The organism is Cupriavidus sp. GW823-FHT07A04 (assembly GCF_058794615.1).
The window spans coordinates 166,765-187,141 of the sequence record NZ_JBXAHA010000008.1 but is presented as its reverse complement, the minus strand read 5'-3'; the positions used below and the strand labels follow the sequence as shown (position 1 = coordinate 187,141).

Annotated in this window: 16 protein-coding genes; 13 read left to right on the top strand and 3 right to left on the bottom strand. The window is 67.4% G+C overall.

The annotated features are described in order from the left end of the window. Nucleotides 1–3: 3 nt before the first annotated feature. Complete coding sequence (locus AC1Q7Q_RS15830) at nucleotides 4–924, bottom strand: LysR family transcriptional regulator (protein WP_492374780.1); 921 nt, start codon at nucleotides 922–924, stop codon at nucleotides 4–6. A 157-nt stretch (nucleotides 925–1,081) separates the two neighbouring features. Between AC1Q7Q_RS15830 and AC1Q7Q_RS15825 the strand changes: the two genes are divergently transcribed. The 9 genes from AC1Q7Q_RS15825 to AC1Q7Q_RS15785 all read left to right on the top strand — a co-directional run bounded on the left by AC1Q7Q_RS15825 (nucleotide 1,082) and on the right by AC1Q7Q_RS15785 (nucleotide 11,161). Further along, entirely contained in the window at nucleotides 1,082–2,092 is a 1,011-nt protein-coding gene (locus AC1Q7Q_RS15825; RefSeq protein ID WP_492374781.1) for a tripartite tricarboxylate transporter substrate binding protein, read from the top strand. A gap of 53 nt (nucleotides 2,093–2,145) precedes the next feature. Then, nucleotides 2,146–3,564, top strand: coding sequence for a 3-isopropylmalate dehydratase large subunit (gene leuC, locus AC1Q7Q_RS15820; protein WP_492374782.1), 1,419 nt, complete (start codon nucleotides 2,146–2,148; stop codon nucleotides 3,562–3,564). Then, nucleotides 3,557–4,216: a 3-isopropylmalate dehydratase small subunit gene (gene leuD / locus AC1Q7Q_RS15815; RefSeq protein WP_492374783.1), complete on the top strand. Its 660-nt coding sequence runs from the start codon at nucleotides 3,557–3,559 to the stop codon at nucleotides 4,214–4,216. Before leuC ends, leuD begins: the two co-directional genes overlap by 8 nt. A 13-nt stretch (nucleotides 4,217–4,229) precedes the next feature. After that, on the top strand, nucleotides 4,230–5,114 hold the full coding sequence (locus AC1Q7Q_RS15810; protein WP_492374784.1) for an alpha/beta fold hydrolase: 885 nt from the start codon (nucleotides 4,230–4,232) through the stop codon (nucleotides 5,112–5,114). Between the two features lie 88 nt (nucleotides 5,115–5,202). Continuing rightward, nucleotides 5,203–5,865, top strand: a complete 663-nt coding sequence (locus AC1Q7Q_RS15805; protein ID WP_492374785.1) for a TetR family transcriptional regulator — start codon at nucleotides 5,203–5,205, stop codon at nucleotides 5,863–5,865. Nucleotides 5,866–5,996: 131 nt separating this feature from the next. Then, the gene (locus AC1Q7Q_RS15800) at nucleotides 5,997–6,965 is read left to right on the top strand and encodes a Bug family tripartite tricarboxylate transporter substrate binding protein (protein WP_492374786.1); all 969 of its coding nucleotides are present in this window, start codon (nucleotides 5,997–5,999) and stop codon (nucleotides 6,963–6,965) included. An 89-nt stretch (nucleotides 6,966–7,054) separates the two neighbouring features. After that, a complete protein-coding gene (locus AC1Q7Q_RS15795; RefSeq protein ID WP_492376847.1) occupies nucleotides 7,055–8,245 on the top strand; it encodes a M24 family metallopeptidase in 1,191 nt (396 codons plus the stop codon). A 212-nt stretch (nucleotides 8,246–8,457) separates the two neighbouring features. Beyond that, entirely contained in the window at nucleotides 8,458–10,227 is a 1,770-nt protein-coding gene (locus AC1Q7Q_RS15790) for a putative bifunctional diguanylate cyclase/phosphodiesterase (RefSeq protein ID WP_492375590.1), read from the top strand. Between the two features lie 355 nt (nucleotides 10,228–10,582). Next, a complete protein-coding gene (locus AC1Q7Q_RS15785; RefSeq protein WP_492375591.1) occupies nucleotides 10,583–11,161 on the top strand; it encodes an acyloxyacyl hydrolase in 579 nt (192 codons plus the stop codon). 39 nt (nucleotides 11,162–11,200) lie between these two features. On the opposite strand, the gene AC1Q7Q_RS15780 is transcribed toward AC1Q7Q_RS15785, so the two are convergent. After that, nucleotides 11,201–12,706 (bottom strand): aminotransferase-like domain-containing protein, encoded by a 1,506-nt coding sequence (locus tag AC1Q7Q_RS15780; protein WP_492375604.1) that lies wholly within the window; start codon nucleotides 12,704–12,706, stop codon nucleotides 11,201–11,203. A gap of 355 nt (nucleotides 12,707–13,061) precedes the next feature. Here AC1Q7Q_RS15780 and aptA point away from each other — a divergent pair, with 355 nt between their 5' ends. The 3 genes from aptA (at nucleotide 13,062) to bcaP (ending at nucleotide 18,190) form a co-directional block, all read left to right on the top strand. Then, nucleotides 13,062–14,393 carry an omega-aminotransferase AptA gene (gene aptA, locus AC1Q7Q_RS15775; RefSeq protein WP_492375592.1) on the top strand — a complete coding sequence of 444 codons (1,332 nt, stop codon included), beginning with the start codon at nucleotides 13,062–13,064 and terminating at the stop codon, nucleotides 14,391–14,393. A 55-nt stretch (nucleotides 14,394–14,448) separates the two neighbouring features. Then, nucleotides 14,449–15,966 carry a CoA-acylating methylmalonate-semialdehyde dehydrogenase gene (locus tag AC1Q7Q_RS15770; RefSeq protein ID WP_492375593.1) on the top strand — a complete coding sequence of 506 codons (1,518 nt, stop codon included), beginning with the start codon at nucleotides 14,449–14,451 and terminating at the stop codon, nucleotides 15,964–15,966. An 829-nt stretch (nucleotides 15,967–16,795) separates the two neighbouring features. Further along, nucleotides 16,796–18,190, top strand: a complete 1,395-nt coding sequence (gene bcaP / locus AC1Q7Q_RS15765) for a branched-chain amino acid transporter BcaP (protein ID WP_492375594.1) — start codon at nucleotides 16,796–16,798, stop codon at nucleotides 18,188–18,190. Between the two features lie 12 nt (nucleotides 18,191–18,202). Here the strand turns inward: bcaP and AC1Q7Q_RS15760 are convergent, their stop codons facing one another. After that, nucleotides 18,203–19,609 carry an aminotransferase-like domain-containing protein gene (locus AC1Q7Q_RS15760; RefSeq protein ID WP_309405371.1) on the bottom strand — a complete coding sequence of 469 codons (1,407 nt, stop codon included), beginning with the start codon at nucleotides 19,607–19,609 and terminating at the stop codon, nucleotides 18,203–18,205. A gap of 183 nt (nucleotides 19,610–19,792) precedes the next feature. Between AC1Q7Q_RS15760 and AC1Q7Q_RS15755 the strand changes: the two genes are divergently transcribed. Beyond that, a complete protein-coding gene (locus AC1Q7Q_RS15755; RefSeq protein WP_441632199.1) occupies nucleotides 19,793–20,131 on the top strand; it encodes a DUF2917 domain-containing protein in 339 nt (112 codons plus the stop codon). Nucleotides 20,132–20,377 lie beyond the last annotated feature (246 nt).

Sequence of the window (20,377 nt, the reverse complement as noted above, 5' to 3'; positions counted from 1 at the left end):
GGGCTACCAGCCACTATAGGGCGCGCCCGCCATCCGGTGGGCCGCGAAGTGCTCCGCCAAAAAGTCCACGAACGCGCGCACCTTGGCCGTGAGGTGGTCGCGCGTGAGGAAGACGGCGAACACATCGGCTGGCGGCGTTTCCCAGTCGGTCAGCACCTGGCGCAGCCGCCCCGAGCGGAGCATCGGCGCCACCTCCCATTCCGAGCGCATCAATATGCCGTGGCCCTGCAAGGCCCAGCCGAGGGCCACTTCGCCATCGTTGGTGCTGGCCGGCCCGCGCACCTTTACGGCTTCGTGGCGGCTGGCCGAGCGCAGGTGCCAGGTGCCGTAGGTGGCGTCGCTCTCCCGGATCACGATGCAGCGGTGCTGCTGCAGCTCGCGCGGCGACGCCGGTTCGCCGTGGCTGGCCAGGTAGCGCGGCGCGGCGCATAGCAGGCGGCGGTTGTGCGCGATGGGCCGGGCGGTGAGGCGCGCATCGGGTAAATCGCCCACGCGAATGCCGACATCGAAGCCCGCCTCGGCCAGGTTCAGCGGCCGGTCCGTGAGTTCCAGCTGCACCTCCACCTCCGGGCAGGCCAGCAGGAAGGCGCCCACCGCCGGCGCCACGTGGCGCCGGCCGAAGCCCAGCGTGGCGTTGACCCGCAGCAGCCCGCGCGGCGCCACCCGGCTGCCGCCAAGCCCTTGCTCCAGTTCCTCCAGCTCGGCCAGGATGCGCGCGCCCTGCGCCAGGTAGGCCTCGCCCTCCTGCGTGACGCTCAGCCGGCGCGTGGTGCGGTTGAGCAGGCGCACGCCGAGCCGCGTTTCAAGCGCCGTCAGCCGCTTGCTGGCGGCCGACGGCGTGATGCCGAACTGCTGGGCCGCGCCGGCGAGGCTGCCGCGCTTGACCAGGGTGACGAAGAAGGCGAGGTCGGAGAAGTTATCCACGATGCGGTCCGAGGCCTGATTGGTGAATTGGACGACTGAATGAAAGTCTTTGGATGAAATTATAGCGGTGGGTTCAATGGTTAAACTGGCATCTCAATAAGCGCGGCGGCGTCGGGGGCGTTCCCTGGCAGCCAGCCTGCCACCCAGGAGACCCCACATGAACCGCTTTACCGCCATCGCCCGCCGGATCTGCCGGATCGGCCGGATGCCGCTCGCCATGAGTGCTGTCGCCTTGTCAGTTGCGCTCGCGCCGGCGGTGGCCTCGGCCGAGACGTTTCCCGCGCGCCCGATTCGCCTGATCGTGCCGTTCGCTCCGGGCGGCAGCGTCGACATCGCCGCGCGGCTGGTCACCGAAGCGTGGGGCCGGCAACTCGGCCAGCCCGTGGTGGCGGACAACCGTGCCGGCGCCTCGGGCAATATCGGCATGGACCAGACCGCCAAGGCCAGGCCCGATGGCTATACGCTGGCCATCAACAACGTGGCGCTGGCGGTGAATCCTTCGCTCTTCGCCAGGCTGCCGTTCGACACCGAGCGCGACCTGACGTCGGTTGGCACCATGGGCACCTCGCAGCATGTGCTGGTGGTGACCAACGGCCTGCCGGCCAAGAATGTGAAGGAACTGATTGCGCTGGCCAAGAGCCGCCCCGGGCAGCTGAGTTTTGGCTCGGCGGGCACCGGCAGTACCTTCCACATGGCGGCGGAGCTGTTCAAGTCCGAGTCCGGCACGGCCATCCTGCACGTGCCATACAAGGGCGGCGGCCCGGCCATGGTCGATACCATCGCCGGCCAGGTGCAGCTCAGCTTCCCGGTGCTCTCCGCCGCGCTGCCGCAGGTGCAGGCGGGCAAGCTGCGCGCACTGGCGGTGACCGGGCCCAAGCGCTCTGCGTTGCTGCCCGATGTGCCCACCATTGCCGAGGCGGGCCTGCCCAACTACACCTTCGAGACCTGGTTCATCGTCAGCGCGCCGGCCGGCACGCCCAAGGAGGTGATCGCCAAGCTCAACCAGACGCTGAACCAGGCACTGGCCGCGCCGGAGATCAAAGCGCGCCTGCTCAAGGAAGGCTTCGAGCCGCTGACCATGAGCCCGTCCCAGGCCGACACCATGCTGCACAAGGAAATCAAGCGCTGGGCCGCGCAGATCAAGCAGGCCGGCATCACGCCGGAGTAGGCGCGGTGCTTTCTGCCGCGCATTTTTTCAACGCATATCAAGCAGGCTGTCCCATGTCAGGCCTTACCTACTATCGCAAGCTGGTGGATTCGCACACCGTGGCCGCGCTCGATGCCGACCACGTGCTGCTCTACGCGGATCTGCACCTGATGAACGAATACACCAGTCCGCAGGCTTTTGCCGGGCTGGCCGCGCAGGGCCGGGGCGTGCCGTCGCCGGGCCAGCAGGTGGCGGTGGTGGACCACATCATCCCCACCCACGCCGAAAGCCCGCGCCGCATCCAGGATCCCGCCTCGGCGCTGCAGGCGCGCAACCTCAAGCGCAACTGCGACCAGCACGGCATCGCGCTGTTCGATACCGATGACGCGCTGCAGGGCATCGAGCACGTGATCGCGCCCGAGCACGGCATGATCCGGCCGGGCATGGTGGTGCTGTGCGGCGACAGCCACACCACCACCTACGGCGCGCTGGGCGCGCTTGGCTTTGGCATCGGCACATCCGAGGTGGAGCACGTGCTGGCCACGCAGACGCTGGTGTACCGCGTGGCGAAGGACATGCGCATCCGCGTGGACGGTGTGCTGCCGCGTGGCGCCACCGCAAAGGACCTGATCCTGCATATCATCAGCCGCATCAGCGCGCAGGGCGCGCGCGGCTATGTGGTGGAGTTCGCCGGCAGCGCCATTGCCGCGCTGTCGATCGAGGCGCGCATGACCTTGTGCAACATGACGGTGGAAGCCGGCGCGCGTGGCGCGCTGATCGCGCCGGATGCGGCGGCCATCGAATACGTGCTGGCCCGCGCCGCCGATATCGATGCCACGCTGCGCGAGCGCGCGCTGGCCTGCTGGCGGGCGCTGCATTCCGATGCGGATGCCAGGTTCGACAGCGAACTGGTGTTCGACGCCAGCAGCGTGGCGCCGTATGTGAGTTGGGGCACCAGCCCCGACCAGGCGATCCCCATCGACGCGTGCGTGCCGCCGGTGGAGGATGCCATCGACGACACGGCGCGCAGCGCTGCCGCCAAGGCGCTCGACTATACCGGCCTGCAGGCGGGGGCCACGCTCGAAGGCCTGCCGGTGCAGCGCGTGTTCATCGGTTCCTGCACCAATGGGCGCATCGAAGACCTGCGCGCTGTGGCCGCCATCGTGCGCGGGCGCAAGGTGGCCGAAGGCGTGCGCGCGATGGTGGTGCCGGGCTCCGGCGCGGTGCGCCAGCAGGCCGAGGACGAAGGCATTGCGCAGGTGCTGCTGGACGCCGGCTTCGAATGGCGCAAGCCGGGCTGCTCGATGTGCCTGGCAATGAACGACGACGTACTCGCGCCCGGCGAGCGCTGCGCCTCCACCACCAATCGCAATTTCGAGGGACGCCAGGGGCGCGCCGGGCGCACCCACCTGATGAGTCCCGCCATGGCCGCCGCGGCGGCGCTGACCGGCTGCATCACCGATGTGCGCCGCCTGGAGCAAACCAATGCCTGATGCCATGCCTGACTACGATTCCGACCTGATCGCCGCGCTTGGCGCGCCGCTGCCCATCGGCAACCTCGACACCGACCAGATCATGCCCAAGCAGTTCCTGCGCATCATCGACAAGGCCGGGCTGGACCGTGGCCTGTTCTACGATATGCGCTTCGACGCGCAAGGCGTGCCGCGCCCGGAGTTCGCGCTCAACCAGGCGCGGTACCAGGGCGCGGGCGTGCTGGTGGCCGGCCCGAACTTTGGCTGCGGATCGAGCCGCGAGCACGCCGTCTGGGGGCTGCAGCAATACGGCATTCGCGCGGTGATCGCGCCCAGCTTTGGCGAGATCTTCTACTCGAACGCGATCAACAACCGGCTGCTGCTGGTGATGTTGCCGCAGGCAGAAGTGGATGCGCTGATGGCCGCGGTGTCGGGCGGCGCGCCTGCGCGGATCGAGATCGACCTCGCGGCGATGTCGGTGAGCGCCGGCGCGCTGCGCTTTGCCTTCACGCTGGCCGAGCGCCACCGCACCATGTTTCGCCAGGGACTGGACATGATCGGCGCAACGCTGGCACAGTCGTCGCAAATCGCCGCGTTCGCGCGGCGCCATCACCAGTCGCAGCCCTGGCTGCAGGACGTCGCCGCCAAGACCATGGCGCGGCTGTCCGCCTGAAGGAGGACGGAACGTGTTCGAAGGATTCACGCAGCATCGCATTCCATGTGGCGACGTCGAGATCCACGCTGTCGTCGGTGGCCGGGGCCCGGCCTTGCTGCTCCTGCATGGCCATCCGCAAACGCATGTGATCTGGCATAAGGTGGCCGCCACGCTGGCAAGGCATTTCACGGTGGTCGCCACCGACCTGCGCGGCTACGGCGATAGCGGCAAGCCGGCCGGGCTGCCGGACCACGCCAACTACAGCAAGCGCAGCATGGCGCAGGACCAGGTCACGGCGATGCGCGCGCTGGGCTTCGAGCGCTTCCTGGTGATGGCGCATGACCGCGGCGGGCGCGTGGCGCACCGCATGGCGGTGGATCATCCGGATGCCGTGCAGCGGCTGGTCACGCTGGATATTGCGCCCACGCTGGCGATGTACGAGCAGACCAGCCTGCAGTTCGCGCTGGCCTACTACCACTGGTTCTTCCTGATCCGGCCCGCGCCGTTTCCCGAGACGCTGATCGAGGCCGATCCGGCGCTCTACCTGCGCAGCACCATGGGCAGCCGCAGCGCCGGCCTGGCGCCGTTTACCGAGGCGGCCATGGCGGAGTACCTGCGTTGCCTTAGCCTGCCGGGCGCGGCGCACGGGCTGTGCGAGGACTATCGAGCCAGCGCGTCGATCGATCTCGAACACGATCGTGCCGACCTCGCCGCCGGGCGCAAGGTCGAGTGCGAGATGCTGGCGCTGTGGGGCGAGCAGGGCGCGGTAGGCCGCTGCTTCGCGCCGCTGGAAGAGTGGCGCAAGGTGGCGCGCAACGTGAGCGGCAAGAGCCTGCCGTGCGGGCACTACATGGCCGAGGAAGTGCCGGCGCTGCTGCTGGACGAGACGCTGCCCTTCCTGCTGGGCGCAGGTTAGGGATGCAACGGGCGAATGCGCTGCGAGCCGGGCTGGCTTACACTCGCTGTCTTCGCCCCTGTGCCCAACCGAACGCTTTCCCCAGTCCATGCCGCCCCGCAAGAATCCCGCCGCTGCCACCGAGACGCTCGATAGGCTCGAAACACTCGCGCAAGGCCGCGCTGCCAGCGACCAGGCCATCCAGCTGCTCGACGGCGCCGTCAACCACGTGCTGGAGCACGGCATCGGCGACTTGTCGCTGCGCCATATCGCCGAGGCGCTCGGCACCAGCCACCGCATGCTGATCTATTACTTCGGCTCGGCGGACCAGTTCTGGGAGGCGGTGCTGCGCCGCATCCGCCATGCCGAGCTGGATGCGCGCGCCAGCCTGGCCGCCAGCGAGTCCGATCCCGCACGGGCGCTGGAGGTAGCCTGGGCGCGCTACTCGGCGGACAACTACCTGCCCATCATCCAGTTGCTGTTCGAGATTTACGGCCGCGCCATTCGCGATCGCGAACGCTTCCAGGTGTTCCTCGACGATGTGATCGGCAGCTGGACCGGCGCGCTGACCGAGCGCTTTCACAAGCAGCTTGGATTGAGCACGAGCGAGGCGAAGCTGCGGGCTCGCATCGAGGTCGCCACCGTGCGCGGCCTGTTGCTGGATCTCGTCACCACGGGCGATCGCAAGGGCACCACTGCCGCGCTGAAGTACTTCGCGCGCATGCTGAATGCGCCTGGGGCCCCGGGCGCGAAATCCGCACCCGAAGCCTGATCCGTATGCGGCGCCGGCGTCGGCGCCGCAGTCCCGAAAATTTTTTTCCCTCCTCATGTACCACATGGTACAGTAAACCGCATGCACCTCGATGCGAGGGTGCCGCTCAAGGGATGCGAGAGGAGATCGAAGTGAACAGACGCACACTGATACTAAGCGCCGCGCTCGCCGTGGCGGGCATGGCATGTGGCGCGGCCGGCTGGGCGCAGGACTGGCCGCAGCGCCCGGTCAGGCTGGTCGTGCCGCAGGCCGGCGGAACGGGCAACGACGTGCTCGCGCGCGCGCTGGCCGAAACGCTGGGCAAGCGCTGGGGACGCAGCGTTGTTGTGGAAAACAAGCCCGGCGCCAACGGCGTGCTGGCCATCAACTATGTGCTGCAGCAGCCGGCCGATGGCTACACCCTGTTCTTCGCGGGCGTGTCCAACCTGGCCTTCAATCCCTTCCTGTATCCCACGTTGCCCTATGTGCCGCAACGCGACCTGACCGGCGTGGCGATGCTGGCCAACTCGCCGTTCGTGCTAGTGGTCGCGCCGGCGATGCACGCCACCAGCTTTGCCGAATTCGTGCGGCTCGCCAAGGCGCGGCCGGGCGGCATCAGCTACGCCTCCGGCGGCATCGGCAACTCCACGCACCTGGCCATGGAGCTGGTGGCCGAGCGCGCCGGCATCAAGCTGCAGCATGTGCCGTTCAACGGCGCCGGCGGCTCAACCAGCCTGATGTCGGGCGAGACGCCGGCCATGATGAATGTGGTGGCGGGCGTGCAGCCCTATATCGCCGGCAAGAAGCTGGTGGCGCTGGCCGTGACCGGCGAGCGGCGCCTGGCCGCGCTGCCCGATGTGCCGACTTTCAAGGAGCTTGGCTACGACGTGGCGGTGCCGGGCTGGTACGCCATCGTCGCAAAGACCGGCACGCCGGCGGCGCTGGTGCAGAAGATCAACGCCGACATCAACGCGGCCATGGACGAGCCGGCATTCAAGGACAAGCTGGCCAACCAGTTCCTCGACCCGATCAAGGGGCCACCGGCCGAAGTGGAGCGCCATATGCAGCGCGACGCGCAGGCCTGGGGCCCCATGATCCGCAAGCTCGGCATCGCCCTCTGATCCCGGGCGGATGTGTCCGCACCCGCCCGCACCCGCCCGCACCCGCCCGCACCCATTACCAAGGAAGCAAGGAACCAAGGAGACTAGACATGCCCCAGATCACGACCGCCGTGCGCGACTATCGCCTGGCAATGATGCACGCGCTGATGGACCGCATCCGCGTCGACGCGCTGGTGTTCAGCACGCCGGACTTCTTCCAGTTCGCCACCAATTTCCAGCTGGATGTCTGGCCGTGGGAGCGCCCCGTTTTCGTGTTCGTGCCGCGCAACGGCGAGCCCTTCGCCGTGATGAACGAGCTGTCCACCAACCACATGCGCCTGTGCACGGAAAAGGACAAGGTCTGGCTGCGCGACGTGACCTACTACGCCGAGCATCCGCGCGTGTCGCAGCGGCTGGCGCTAGCGCCGCAGTTGCCCGAGGTGGTGGCGTCGCTGCTGGCGTCGCACGGGCTGGGCGGCTCGCGCATTGCCGTGGACGTGGCCCACCCGATTCTCGCGGCGGCGCAGCGCTACCTGCCGGAGCTCGCGCTGCGCCCGGCCATGGCGGAGATGCGCGCCATGCGCTGGGTCAAGCATGCGGAAGAACTGCAGGTGATGCGCGAGCTTGGGAGCCTGACCGACTGGGTACAGGACCGCTACCGCGAGAACATTCAGCCGGGGCGGCTGGTGCAGGAGCTGGACCATGCCATGTCGGCGCTGATGGTGGAGGAGGCCGCGCGCCGCTTTCCCGGCGAGGATTTCGATATCCTCAAATGCTGGACGCTGACGGGGCCGGCCTCGGCCTCGCCGCACGGCGACGGCGCCGCGTGCGGCGCGCGCATCGCGGCTGGCGATACCATCGTCAACCTGATCCTGCCGCGCCTGAATGGCTACTACGTGGAGAACGAGCGCACGTGGTTCTGCGGCAAACCGGACGAGCGCCAGGCACGCTGCTACCAGGTTGCCGCCGAGGCCACCGACGCGGCGGTGGCGGCCGCGGTGACCGGCCGGCGCGTCTGCGACATGGACGCCGCCGCGCAGGCCGTGATCGAGCGCGCGGGGCTGGGCGAGTACATCTTCCACCGCACCGGCCACGCGGTCGGGCTGATGCTGCACGAGTATCCGGAGGACATGGCCTTCAACACGCGCGCACTGCTGGACGGCGAGGTCTACTCGGCCGAGCCGGGCATCTATGTCTATGGGCTGGGCGGCTTCCGGCTCGACGATACGGTCGTGGTGGGCGAGCGCCCGGAGGTCATCGTGAAGACGCCAAAGACACTGGAGTACGCAACCGTGGCGTGACGCCAGCGACAAGCGGGGATAGCGGGGGGATAGTGGGGGGAAACCGTATGTGACCGGGGGGCATCGTGGCGGGCACTGGTGCGCAATCCTTGGGCCAAAGGCCCGCGCCGGCATACCGGTGCGGGGTGTTCGAGGATAAAATGCGGCCGACGCCTGCCACCTGCCGCCTTGTCAACCGTGATTCATACGGTGCTCGGACGACCCCCCTCGACATGGACGACTCTCCCCAGCGCGCGCCACTTTTGCCCTGTCATGCCAATCCCACGAGCACGCCGCCCGCCGGGGCGTTGCCCACGCATCTTGCCGCGATGCTCGATAGCGTCGCGGATGGCGTCATGTCGCTCGACCGCGAGTGGCGATTCGCCTACGCCAACCAGACCATGGAGCGCTGGCTCAAGCGCACCCGTAAGGATCTCGACGGGCGCGGCATCTGGGAGTGCTATCCAGACCTGATTGGCTCGGCGTATTACCGGACGTTTCATGAGGCTGCTGCCAGCGGCGCATCACGCACCTGTACCGCCTACTATGCCCCGCTGGCATGCTGGTTTGAAGCGCGCGCCTTTCCCGATGCCAACGGCCTTACCGTGCTCTTTCGCGACGTCAGCCGCGAACGGCAGCAGTCGGCCCAGCTGGAATACCATGCCGACCACGACTACCTGACCGGCCTGCCGAACCGCCGGCGCTGCACGCAGGTGCTGGCGCGCGCGGTGGCGCAGGCTGCAGAAGCCCAGGTAGCCGTGCTGCCGGCCGGCATGCAGGCGCAAGCGCCGCAAGCGGCCGGGGTGGTGGTGCTGTTCGTCGATCTCGACCGCTTCAAGGAAGTCAACGACGCCTTTGGCCATGCCGTGGGCGACACGTTGCTATGCAAGGTCGCCGAGCGCTTTCGCGCGCTGCTGGCGCCTTCGGCTTTTGTCGCGCGCGTCGGCGGCGATGAGTTCGTGTTCATCTTGCGCGACGCGCGGCCGGGACAGGCCGAGCGCTTTGCCGGCACCATCCTGGCCGGCGTGTCGCAGCCATTCCAGGTGGACGGCCACACGCTGCTGCTGGGTGCCAGCGTAGGGATCGCGCAATGGCCCGAGGCTGGCGACACCGCTGACACCCTGTTGAACCACGCCGATGCCGCCATGTATGCGGCCAAGGCTGCGGGGCGTTTCCAGTTCCGCGTCTTCCACCTGGACCTTGCCCAAGGCTTGCGGCAGCGCCTGCAGCTGCGCGCCGACCTGCATGCCGCGATGGCCGACGACCAGCTGGTGCTTCACTTCCAGCCGCAGTGGTCGCTGCCGGATGGCAGGCTGGCGGGCGCGGAGGCGTTGTTGCGCTGGCAGCACCCAACGCGCGGCCTGCTGCCTCCCGCCGCCTTTCTCGATGTGCTGCTGGAGTCCCCGCTGGAGCCGGCGGTGGGGCTGTGGGTCATGCGCGCCGTGTGCCGCCAGATAGCGGCCTGGCGGCGTGCCGGCCTGACGGTGCCCAGGATCTCTCTCAACCTGTCAGCGCGGCAGCTGGTCATGCCGGGGCTCGCTGGCTTGCTGGCGGACCTCGCGCGCGAGCACGAGGTGCCATGCGGGCTGCTGGACGTGGAAGTCACCGAGGACACCCTGATGACCGACCTCGACAGTGCCGCGGCGGCGCTCGACGAGCTCAGGCACTGCGGCATCAGCGCCTCGCTGGACGATTTCGGCTCCGGTTACTCGAGCCTGGCCTACCTGACGCGCCTGCCGGTTGCGACGCTCAAGATCGACAAATCGTTCGTTGCAGTCCTCGGCAGCGCACCCGAGGCCCTGGCGGTCATTCGCGGGGTCATCGCGCTGGCGCGCTCGCTGGGCATGAGAACCCTGGCGGAAGGTGTGGAGACCCAAGCCCAGCAGCGCTTGCTGGCCGAGGAGGGCTGCGACGCGGCGCAAGGCTACCTGCTCGGCCGGCCGATGCCGGCAACGGATTTCGCCGCGGTCATGGGCCAAAGCGCCGTGGCGCGGGGGGATTGACGCGGCGTGGCAACAGCCCCGCGGTGCCGCAAGCATGTGCCGTCCCGGAGGTGCATAATCGCTCACCGATACGTTGAGCCCTAGCCCGATTTCTCCTGCCTCAACATACATTCATGAACGGATGTATAATTCCGTAATGATTCGCTTGTCCCTAAGCGATTGTTGCGGAAATTGACCATGACTTACCGATTTATTGCCGGGTGCCTAAGCGCCTGGCTCGCGATCTGCGTGACCGCGGGCTGGGTGGTGGAACGCCTCTGGTCCTGAGTACGGGTGGTCGGCTTTGCCGCTGGGAGGTGGCAAGGTTTTCGCTAGGACTTGCCATTCTTCGCGGTAATTACCACCCACCATGCACATGACCATCGATAAGAAGAACGCCGGCCTTGCCCGTCGGCTTGCAACACGTATCAAGGCGCTTGGCGCCATGGCTGCCCTCGGCGCATGCGCTGCCGCGCACGCCGATCCAGGGGTGCACGTGGCCTTTGGCCGCGATCCCGGCCACAACATCGACAAGTACGAAGTTGGCGTGAACTGGGACTCCGGCTTTGCCTGGGGCAACCCGCAGGGCTGGCTGGCCAAGCTGCAGTGGGAGGCCGAACTGGCCGAATGGAACGCCCGCAGCGGCACCAATCACCAGAATGTGACCGAATTCGGCTTCTCGCCGATCCTGCGCGTGGAAAAGCGCGGCGGCTCGCTGGTGCCGTTCCTGGAAGCCTCCGTCGGCGTGCGCATGATGAGCCATAAGGCCACCTCCGACGAGCACCGCTCCGGCAGCCTGTTCCAGTTCTCCGACATGATCGGCGTGGGCATGGCCTTTGGCCCCAAGACCGCGTACGAAGCCGGCTTCCGCTACCAGCACGTCTCCAACGCCGGTATCAAGCAGCCCAATCCGGGCAGCGGTTTTTACACGGGTTACGTGCGTTATCGCTTCTGATCCTGCAAACGTGGCTGGCTTGGCCTGAAGCCATGACGCTCAGGCCAGCCTGACCATGCCTGCGCGCGGGGCGTGCAGGCCGCGGGAGGTGGATTCCGTTTCCGCGCCTTGCGCCTGCCTGCTGCGCAGCGCGTCAAAAAATCGCCACAGCGCGGGTTCATCGCTGGTTGCCACGTTGAACCGTATCCACGGCGAGTCGCCTTCTTCCGGTTCAAAGTAAGACCCTGGCGCCAGCCAGATGCCATGCTCCAGCGCCAGCGTCGCCAGGCGGTTGCCCGACAGCGCGGCCTGGTCGCCGCCGTCTTCCGGCCGCATCCTTGCCCAGGCGAACATCCCGCCTTCCGGGCGCAGCATCACCTCCAGCCCGTGGGCTTCCATTTTCTCCGTGATCCGGTCCTGCTGGGCGCGCAGCCGTTCGGCCAGCGCCGCCACATGTCGGCCATAGTGGCCGCTGGTCAGCACCGAGTACACCAGCCGCTCGGTCACTTCCGATGACGTCAGCCCCACGGCCATCTTGGTGCGTGCGAGTGCCTTGGCCAGCTCCGGGCTGGCCGCGAGGTAGCCAACCCGCAGCGATGGCGTGATGGTCTTGGAGAACCCGTTGACGTAGATCACGTGCGAAAGCCCGTCCATGGCCGCCAGCATGGGTGAGCCGGGCGGCGCCAGCTCGCGGTAGATATCGTCCTCCACCACCAGCAGCCGGTACTGCTCGGCCAGTTGCAGCACGCGGTGCGCGTTCATGCTGGTGAGCGTGCCGCCGGTGGGGTTCTGCAGCACCGTGTTGACGAACAGCGCGCGTGGCGCGTGGGTGCGGATGGCGTGGTCGAGCGCGTCGGTGTCGAGCCCGCTGGCGGTGCGGCGCACGCCAACCACCTGCAAGCCGGCAAGGCGCAGGATCTGCAGCAGATTGCAGTAGCAGGGGTCTTCCACCAGCACGGTGTCGCCCGGGCGCAACAGCGTGCGGACCACCAGGTCCAGCGCTTGCGTGGCGCCCTGGGTCAGCACCACTTGCTGGGCCTGCACCGGCATGCCGTACTGGCTGAGCCCGGCGGCGATATGCTCGCGCAGCGCGGCGAAGCCGTACGGGTGGCCGTAGCCCGAGACCTGCGCCGCGGGCACCCGCGCTGCGGCGCGCATGGCCTGGTGCAGCCCTTCCTCGTTGAGCCAGTCGCCGGGCAACCAGCCCGCACCCGCCTTGATCGGCACGGAATGATCGGCGAACACATCCGACAGCAGCCACGCGGCGTTGAGCCCCGGTGCCTCCCAGCGTGCCGCCGGCGCCTGGCCGGCGGGGGCATGGCGGTGTGCCACCGTGTAGCCCGAGCCCACCCGCGCGCTCAGGTAGCCCAGCGCGGTCAGGCGGCCGTAGGCCTCGGCCACGGTGAAGGTGCTGACCCCATGCTGCTGGGCAAAGCGCCGCACCGACGGCAGCGCCGCGCCGGCGCGCAGCACGCGCCGGTCCACCAGGCTGGCGATGCCCGCCACGATCTGCTCGGTGAGGGTGTCGCCGCTGCGCCGGCTGCGGACAAGATCGAGGTTAAGCATGCGTGACATGTAAGGATGGACCTGTACAGTTTAATGGCCGTACCGGTTCGGTGGGAAGCCTCACGGCGGCGCGAGGCTTTGCAGCGCTGCAACGTGAATCCGGCAGCTGGCGGGACTTTGGCCGCTGTGGCGAGCGGGGTGGCTGGATCCGCGGCTGCGGTCGCCCGGTTCGAGCAATTCTTGATCTGTACAGTTGTCTCACTCTTAACTGTACGGTAAGGCGATGTTCTGTCGACCGTATATTCTTTAAGCCGGGCCGGGCCGCTACAGTGGCCGCATTCACCAGAATCACCTGACAACCCGGGCGGCGCCAGCCGCCGCCCAAGCCAATGCCAATTGCTCCTGAGGAGGATGTATGGATGCCGCCAAGACTGTGATCCCTGATCTCGATGCCCTGTGGATGCCGTTTACCGCCAACCGCCAGTACAAGGCGGCCCCGCGCCTGCTCGACTCCGCCAGCGGCATGTACTACACCTCGCATGACGGCCGCCAGATCCTCGACGGTTGCGCCGGCCTGTGGTGCGTCGCTGCCGGCCATTGCCGCCAGGAGATCGCGGACGCGGTCGCCCGCCAGGTGCAGACCCTGGACTACGCGCCGCCGTTCCAGATGAGCCACCCGCTCACCTTCGAGGCTGCCACCAAGGTGGCAGCCATCATGCCGGCCGGGCTGGACCGCATCTTCTTCACCAACTCGGGCTCGGAATCGGTCGACACCGCGCTGAAGATCGCGCTGGCGTATCACCGCGCCCGTGGCGAAGGCCAGCGCACCCGCGTGATCGGGCGTGAGCGCGGCTACCACGGCGTTGGCTTCGGCGGCATGGCGGTGGGCGGCATCGGCCCCAACCGCAAGGCCTTCTCGGCCAACCTGATGCCCGGCACGGACCACCTGCCGGCCACGCTGAATATTGCCGAAGCAGCTTACTCCAAAGGCCAGCCGACCTGGGGCGCGCACCTGGCCGACGACCTGGAACGCATCCTGGCGCTGCACGATCCGTCCAACGTCGCCGCCGTCATCGTCGAGCCGCTGGCCGGCTCGGCCGGCGTGCTGGTGCCGCCCGTGGGCTACCTGGAAAAGCTGCGCGAGATCACCAGCAAGCACGGCATCCTGCTGATCTTCGATGAGGTCATCACCGCCTTCGGCCGCCTGGGCGCGGCCACCGCCGCCGAGCGCTTCAAGGTCACGCCGGACCTGATCACCATGGCCAAGGCCATCAACAACGCAGCCGTGCCGATGGGCGCGGTGGCGGTGCGGCGCGAAGTGCACGACACCGTGGTCAACGCCGCGGCGCCGGGTGCCATCGAGTTCCTGCACGGCTATACCTATTCCGGCCACCCGCTGGCCATGGCCGCGGCCATCGCCACGCTGGATATCTACAAGAACGAGAACCTGTTCGGCCGTGCCGCCGAGCTGGCGCCGAAGTTCGAAGCCGCGGTGCATGCCGTGCGCGGCGCGCCCCACGTGAAGGACATCCGCAACCTCGGCATGGTCGCTGGCATCGAGCTGGAGCCGCGTCCCGGCCAGCCCGGCGCGCGTGGCTATGAGGCCTTCCTGAAATGCCTGGAGCGCGGCGTGCTGGTGCGCTTCACCGGCGACATCCTCGCTTTCTCGCCGCCGCTGATCATCACCGAGGCGCAGATCGAAGAGATGTTCGACACCGTGAAGAAGGTGCTGCAAGAACTGAAGTGATTGCAGTGATTGCAGCGAATGCCGTGGCCGCAGAGTCAAGACAAGGAACACTGACGTGAACATCGCAGAGAACCGGCAGATCGCCGACATTGCGCACTACATTGGCGGGACTGTGCGCGCCGCCTCGTCGGAGCGGTTTGCCGACGTCTTCAACCCGGCCACGGGCGCCGTGGCCGGGCGCGTGGCGCTCGGCTCGGCGCAGGACGTGGACGCCGCTGTGGCTGCGGCCCACGCCGCGTTCCCGGCCTGGTCCGAGACCGCGCCGCTCAAGCGCGCGCGCATCCTGTTCAAGTTCAAGGAGCTGCTCGACCGCCACCATGACGACCTCGCCGCGCTGATCACGCGCGAGCACGGCAAGGTGTTCTCCGATGCCAAGGGCGAAGTCACCCGCGGTGTGGAGATCGTTGAGTTTGCCTGCGGCATTCCCAACCTGCTCAAGACCGACTTCACCGACAACATCGGCGGCGGCATCGACAACTGGAACCTGCGCCAGCCGCTGGGCGTGGTGGCCGGCATCACGCCGTTCAACTTCCCGGTGATGGTGCCGATGTGGATGTTCCCGGTGGCGCTGGCCTGCGGCAACACCTTCGTGCTCAAGCCGTCCGAGCGCGATCCCTCGCCCTCGCTGCTGATTGCCGACCTGCTCAAACAGGCCGGCCTGCCGGATGGTGTGTTCAATGTGGTGCAAGGCGGCAAGGAAGCCGTCGATGCGCTGCTGGCGCACAAGGACGTGCAGGCCCTGTCCTTCGTCGGCTCCACGCCGATCGCCGAGTACATCTACACCGAAGGCACCAAGCGCGGCAAGCGCGTGCAGGCCCTGGGCGGCGCCAAGAACCACCTGGTGGTGATGCCCGACGCCGACCTCGACCAGGCCGTGGACGCGCTGATCGGCGCTGCCTATGGCTCGGCCGGCGAGCGCTGCATGGCCATCTCGGTGGCTGTGGCGGTGGGCGATGTCGCCGACAAGCTGGTGCCGCGCCTGGCCGAACGCGCGCGGTCGCTGAAGATCCGCAACGGCATGGAAGATGATGCCGAGATGGGCCCGCTGGTGACCGCCGCGCACAAGGCCAAGGTAGAAGGCTATATCGCCAAGGGTGTGGAAGAGGGCGCCAAGCTGGTGACCGACGGCCGCGGCCACAAGGTCGACGGGCACGAGAACGGCTTCTACGTGGGCGGCACGCTGTTCGACAACGTCACGCCGGACATGACCATCTACAAGGAAGAGATCTTCGGCCCGGTGCTGTCGGTGGTGCGCGTGCATGACCTGGCCGAAGCGGTGGACCTGATCAACGGCCACGAGTACGGCAACGGCGTGTCCTGCTACACCAGCGACGGCGGCGTGGCACGCGCGTTCTCGCGCCAGATCCAGGTGGGCATGGTGGGCATCAACGTGCCGATTCCGGTGCCGATGGCGTGGCATTCCTTTGGGGGGTGGAAGCGCTCGCTGTTTGGTGATCATCATGCCTACGGCGAGGAAGGTATCCGCTTCTATACGCGCTACAAGAGCATCATGCAGCGTTGGCCGGACAGTATTGGGAAGGGGGCGGAGTTTACGATGCCGGTGGCTAAGTGAGGGGGGCGGTGTTTCTTTGAGCGGCGTTGGCCTTTGCACCCAACAGCCATACGACATCCCCCTGCGGGGGCTGCCGGTCACTCTTCTTTGCGTCGGCAAAGAAGACTAACGAGAAGAAAGCCGACCCTGCCGGGAGCAGAGCAATAAGGCTGTCCGGCCTCGGTGGTTGCGTCGTACGGCCCGGAGTGCCGGCGGGCTTCTGCCGGTACCGGCTTGACCGGCCACGAACCTGCCAGCCTCCGGGATTCGTGGTGAGGCCCCCGGTAGCAGACATCACTTGCTTCAAGCCGTCTGTTGCTCGCGGCGTGCCCGGCCACGAAGTTGCAGGCGCACCGGTTCCGTCGTGGGCGCGGTGGCACCGGGTTGATATGCCCGAGACCTTGACCACCGCGCCCGCCCCACCACGAAACCACTGACGGGCGATGTGTCGTGGTGCTTCGCGCCGGTAACGGCAGATGTGGGAATGGTCACCGCACACGAGGTCAGGGGCCCCACAACGAAACCCATGTGCCATGCCATTGCGATGCCCTACAAACCGGTGCCGGCAGATGCCAGCAGAACTGTGGCCGCACGACGAAACCACAGCCCCACATAAGCCTGATTGCTCTGCGCCCGGCAGGGTCGGCTTTCTTCTCGTTAGTCTTCTTTGCCGACGCAAAGAAGAGTGACCGGCAGCCCCCGCAGGGGGATGTCGTACGGCCCTTGGGTGCAAGATGCCAACGCCGATCAAAGAAACACCAATCAACCCAAAAGTGACGAATCCGCCCACCCCATCACGCTAAAATACGCCGCTTTTCAAAGCCGCCCAGCGCGCCAGGAGTACCCACCGATGAGTCTGTTCCGCACCAAGAACATCGAGGCCATGCTGGCCGCCGCCCGCGATGATGGACTGAAAAAGGTGCTCGGTCCCGTCGACCTGATCCTGATGGGCATCGGCGCCATCATCGGCACCGGCATCTTCGTGCTGACGGGCACCGGCGCGCTCACGGCCGGCCCGGCGCTGACCGTCTCCTTCGTGATCGCCGCGCTCGCCTGCGGGTTTGCCGCGCTCTGCTACGCCGAGTTCGCGTCCGCGATCCCCGTCTCCGGCTCTATCTACACCTATAGCTACGCCACGCTCGGCGAGATCGTGGCGTGGATGATCGGCTGGGATCTGCTGCTTGAGTATGGTCTTGCGACCTCGGCGGTGTCGGTGGGCTGGTCGGGCTATTTCCAGTCGCTGATGGCGGGCTTCGGTATTCACCTGCCGGTCATGCTCACCGCCGCACCCGGTGCCGTGCCGGGCGTGCAGACACTGTTCAACCTGCCGGCTGCCGTGATCATGCTGCTGATCACCTGGGTCGTGTCCTACGGCGTGCGCGAGTCGGCGCGCTTGAACAACGTGATGGTGGCCATCAAGATTGCGGTGGTGCTGCTCTTTATCGGGGTGGGTGTGTGGCACGTCAAGCCGGCCAACTGGCATCCGTTCGCGCCGTTTGGGCTGGAAGGCGTCTTCAATGCGGCCGCGCTGGTGTTCTTCGCTTTTATCGGCTTCGACGCGGTGACATCGGCCGCCGAGGAAGTGCGCAACCCGCGCCGCGACCTGCCGATCGGCATCATCGGCTCGCTGGCGGTCTGCACCGTGCTGTACGTGACGGTGGCGGCCATCATGACCGGCATCGTGCCCTTCGCCAAGTTCGCGGGCATCGATCATCCGGTATCGCTGGCGCTGCAGTACGCGGGCGAGAACTGGGTGGCGGGATTCGTCGATCTCGGCGCCATCCTGGGCATGACCACGGTGATCCTGGTGATGACCTTCGGCCAGACCCGCATCATCTTTGCCATGTCGCGCGACGGGCTGCTGCCGGAGCGGCTGTCGAAGGTGCACCCGGTGCATGCCACGCCGTTCTTCGCCACGTGGACGGTGGGCATCGTGTTTGCCTTCATTGCGGCTTTCGTGCCGCTCAATGTGCTGGCGGAGCTGATCAATATCGGCACGCTGTCCGCCTTCACGCTGATCTCGGTGGCGGTGCTGGTGCTGCGCAAGACGCGGCCGGATCTGCCGCGCGCTTTCCGCTGCCCTGGTGTGCCAGTGGTGCCGCTGCTGTCGGTGGGCTTTTGCCTGTTCCTGATGGCCCACCTGCAGGCGCTGACTTGGGTGGCATTCCTGGCGTGGCTGGCGCTTGGCCTAGCGATCTACTTCCTCTACGCGCGCCGCAACGCGGTGCTGCACGGCGGCGCTTGACGCCGCCTTCGCTTACCGTTCGCGCGCTCCGGCTTCCTGCAGGAAGGCCAGCGCGCGCGGCTCCTCGACAAAGGCGGAGTTGATGCGGATCCAGGCCGAGCCCTCGCCGCCCGGCCGGAAGTAATTGCCGGGCGCCAGTGTCACCCCATGCTGCTCGGCCAAGGTCACCAGCTCGCGCGAATCCTCGATCCCGCGCGTACGAGCCCACAGGAAGTTGCCGCCCGCCGGTTCGCAATACACTTCCCAGCCGGCGTCGCCCAGGTGCTGCACCGCGCGCGCGGTGGCCTGGCGCACCCGCAGCCGCAGCCGCTCCATGTATTTGCGGTAGGCGCCGCGCTCCAGCAGTGCCGCCGTCACGCTCTCCGCGAAATGCGAGCCCGCTACGCTGGTTAGCACCTTCACATCCACCAGGTCCTTCACCAGCGCCTTGTCGGCCACCAGGTAGCCGACGCGCAGCGAGGCCGACACCGTCTTGGAAAAGCCGCCGATGTAGATCACGTGCTCAAGCTGGTCCAGCGTGGCCAGCCGGTCGGTGTAGTTGGTCTGGAAGTCCGAGAAGATATCGTCCTCGACAAAACGGAAGCCGTGCCGGCGCGCCAGCTCCAGCAGGCGGAACGCCACCGGCGGCGAGAGGGTCGAGCCGGTCGGGTTCTGCAGCACGCTGTTGGTGAAGAACAGCTTGGGCTTGTGCTCGCGCAGCAGCGCTTCGGCGGCGTCCGGGTCCGGGCCGTTGCGGGTTTGCGGCACCCCCACCAGCCGCACCCCGTGCAGGCGCAGCAGGCCGAACAGGTTGTAGTAGCCAGGATCCTCCACGAACACCGTATCGCCTGGCTTGAGCAGGCGGCGCACCACCAGGTCCAGCGCCTGGCTGGCGCCCGTGGTGATCAGCACCTGCGGCAGCTCCGCCGCGATGCCGAGCTGCCGCACGCGGGTCAGCACGTGCTGGCGCAGCTCCGGGCTGCCCATCGGCGTGGCGTAGTGGATCACGCTGTTGATGTCGTTGCGCGAGACCTGGCGGATGGCCTGGGTCAGCCCTTCCACGTCGCGCCAGCTCTCGGGCACGAAGCCGCCCGCCAGCTTGAGCGTGGCGCTGGGATGGTTGAACTGCTCCAGGATATGGCCTGACAAATCCTCTGCCAGACGCGGGTCCGACCAGCCATTGGCGCCGCGCGCCAGCAGCGGGCTGTCGGCGACGAAGAAGCCCGACCCGTGGCGGGAATCGAGCAGGCCCTGCGATACCAGCCGGTCATAAGCCTCGATCACCGGGAAACGGCTGATGCCATGCTCCGCCGCGAGCTGCCGGATCGACGGCAGGCGCGCGCCCGGGCGCACCTCGCGCGCGCTGATCCAGGTCTTGACCTCGTTGACGATCTGGTCGGTCAGGGGCACGCCGGTGGCGGGAACGAGGGTCAGCTTCATCGGCAGGGTGCAGGGGAAAGTGTCAGGAAAAACTACTGAACAGTTCATGTCAAACTGTTCGCAACTGTTCATGGGATTGTAGTTTGCGCTGTGAATAATGGAAGGCATGCGGCGGAAGTGCCGGCACTGGCTGGGCCGGTGGGCACGAGAGACATGGCCGCCATGCAGAACAGGAGTGATGAAATGCGCGAACTAAGGATCTTCGAATTCGATGAACTGGGCCAGCCGGTGAGCTGGCGCGCCCGCGAAGGCCAGCGCGTGAAGGCGGTCGAAGGCCGCCTTTGGCTCACGGTGGAAGGCCACCACGCGGACATCTGGCTGCTGCCGGGAGCCGTCTTTGCGCTGCCTGCCGGCGCTCGGGTATGGTTGTCGGGCGAAAGCGAGGGCGCGCGCTTCACGCTGGCCGAGACGCCGGCCCCGTCGTCGTGGCGCTGGCTGGGCGGGCTGGCGAGTGCGCTGAAGCGCCGCTTTGGCGAGCGCCGTGGCTCCGGTGCCGGCCAGTGCCCGGAACCGGGCCTCTGAGAGGATCTCGGCGCGGACCGCGCGCAGCGTGTGTCCGGTCATCCCGCTCCCATCCGTATTGGTGGAAGCCTGGCCAAGTGTCTGGTAGCGCGCTCCCCAGAATGCCGTTTGCCGGCATCGAACTCCCCCGATGCCTCGCTCCCTCCCTCCACATCGTCGCGCCAACTATGCGAGGATGTTCATATGGCTGGCCGCGCCGCGCGGTATTCGGCGCCGCCGTGGATTGATTGCCGTTAACGTAAACGT

Coding starts and splice junctions, on each gene's coding strand:
- AC1Q7Q_RS15825 (WP_492374781.1), top strand. CDS start 1,082: ATGAACCGCTTTACCGCCATCGCCCGCCGGATCTGCCGGATCGGCCGG.
- leuC (WP_492374782.1), top strand. CDS start 2,146: ATGTCAGGCCTTACCTACTATCGCAAGCTGGTGGATTCGCACACCGTG.
- leuD (WP_492374783.1), top strand. CDS start 3,557: ATGCCTGATGCCATGCCTGACTACGATTCCGACCTGATCGCCGCGCTT.
- AC1Q7Q_RS15805 (WP_492374785.1), top strand. CDS start 5,203: ATGCCGCCCCGCAAGAATCCCGCCGCTGCCACCGAGACGCTCGATAGG.
- AC1Q7Q_RS15795 (WP_492376847.1), top strand. CDS start 7,055: ATGCCCCAGATCACGACCGCCGTGCGCGACTATCGCCTGGCAATGATG.
- AC1Q7Q_RS15790 (WP_492375590.1), top strand. CDS start 8,458: ATGGACGACTCTCCCCAGCGCGCGCCACTTTTGCCCTGTCATGCCAAT.
- AC1Q7Q_RS15785 (WP_492375591.1), top strand. CDS start 10,583: ATGACCATCGATAAGAAGAACGCCGGCCTTGCCCGTCGGCTTGCAACA.
- AC1Q7Q_RS15780 (WP_492375604.1), bottom strand. CDS start 12,706: ATGCTTAACCTCGATCTTGTCCGCAGCCGGCGCAGCGGCGACACCCTC.
- aptA (WP_492375592.1), top strand. CDS start 13,062: ATGGATGCCGCCAAGACTGTGATCCCTGATCTCGATGCCCTGTGGATG.
- bcaP (WP_492375594.1), top strand. CDS start 16,796: ATGAGTCTGTTCCGCACCAAGAACATCGAGGCCATGCTGGCCGCCGCC.
- AC1Q7Q_RS15760 (WP_309405371.1), bottom strand. CDS start 19,609: ATGAAGCTGACCCTCGTTCCCGCCACCGGCGTGCCCCTGACCGACCAG.
- AC1Q7Q_RS15755 (WP_441632199.1), top strand. CDS start 19,793: ATGCGCGAACTAAGGATCTTCGAATTCGATGAACTGGGCCAGCCGGTG.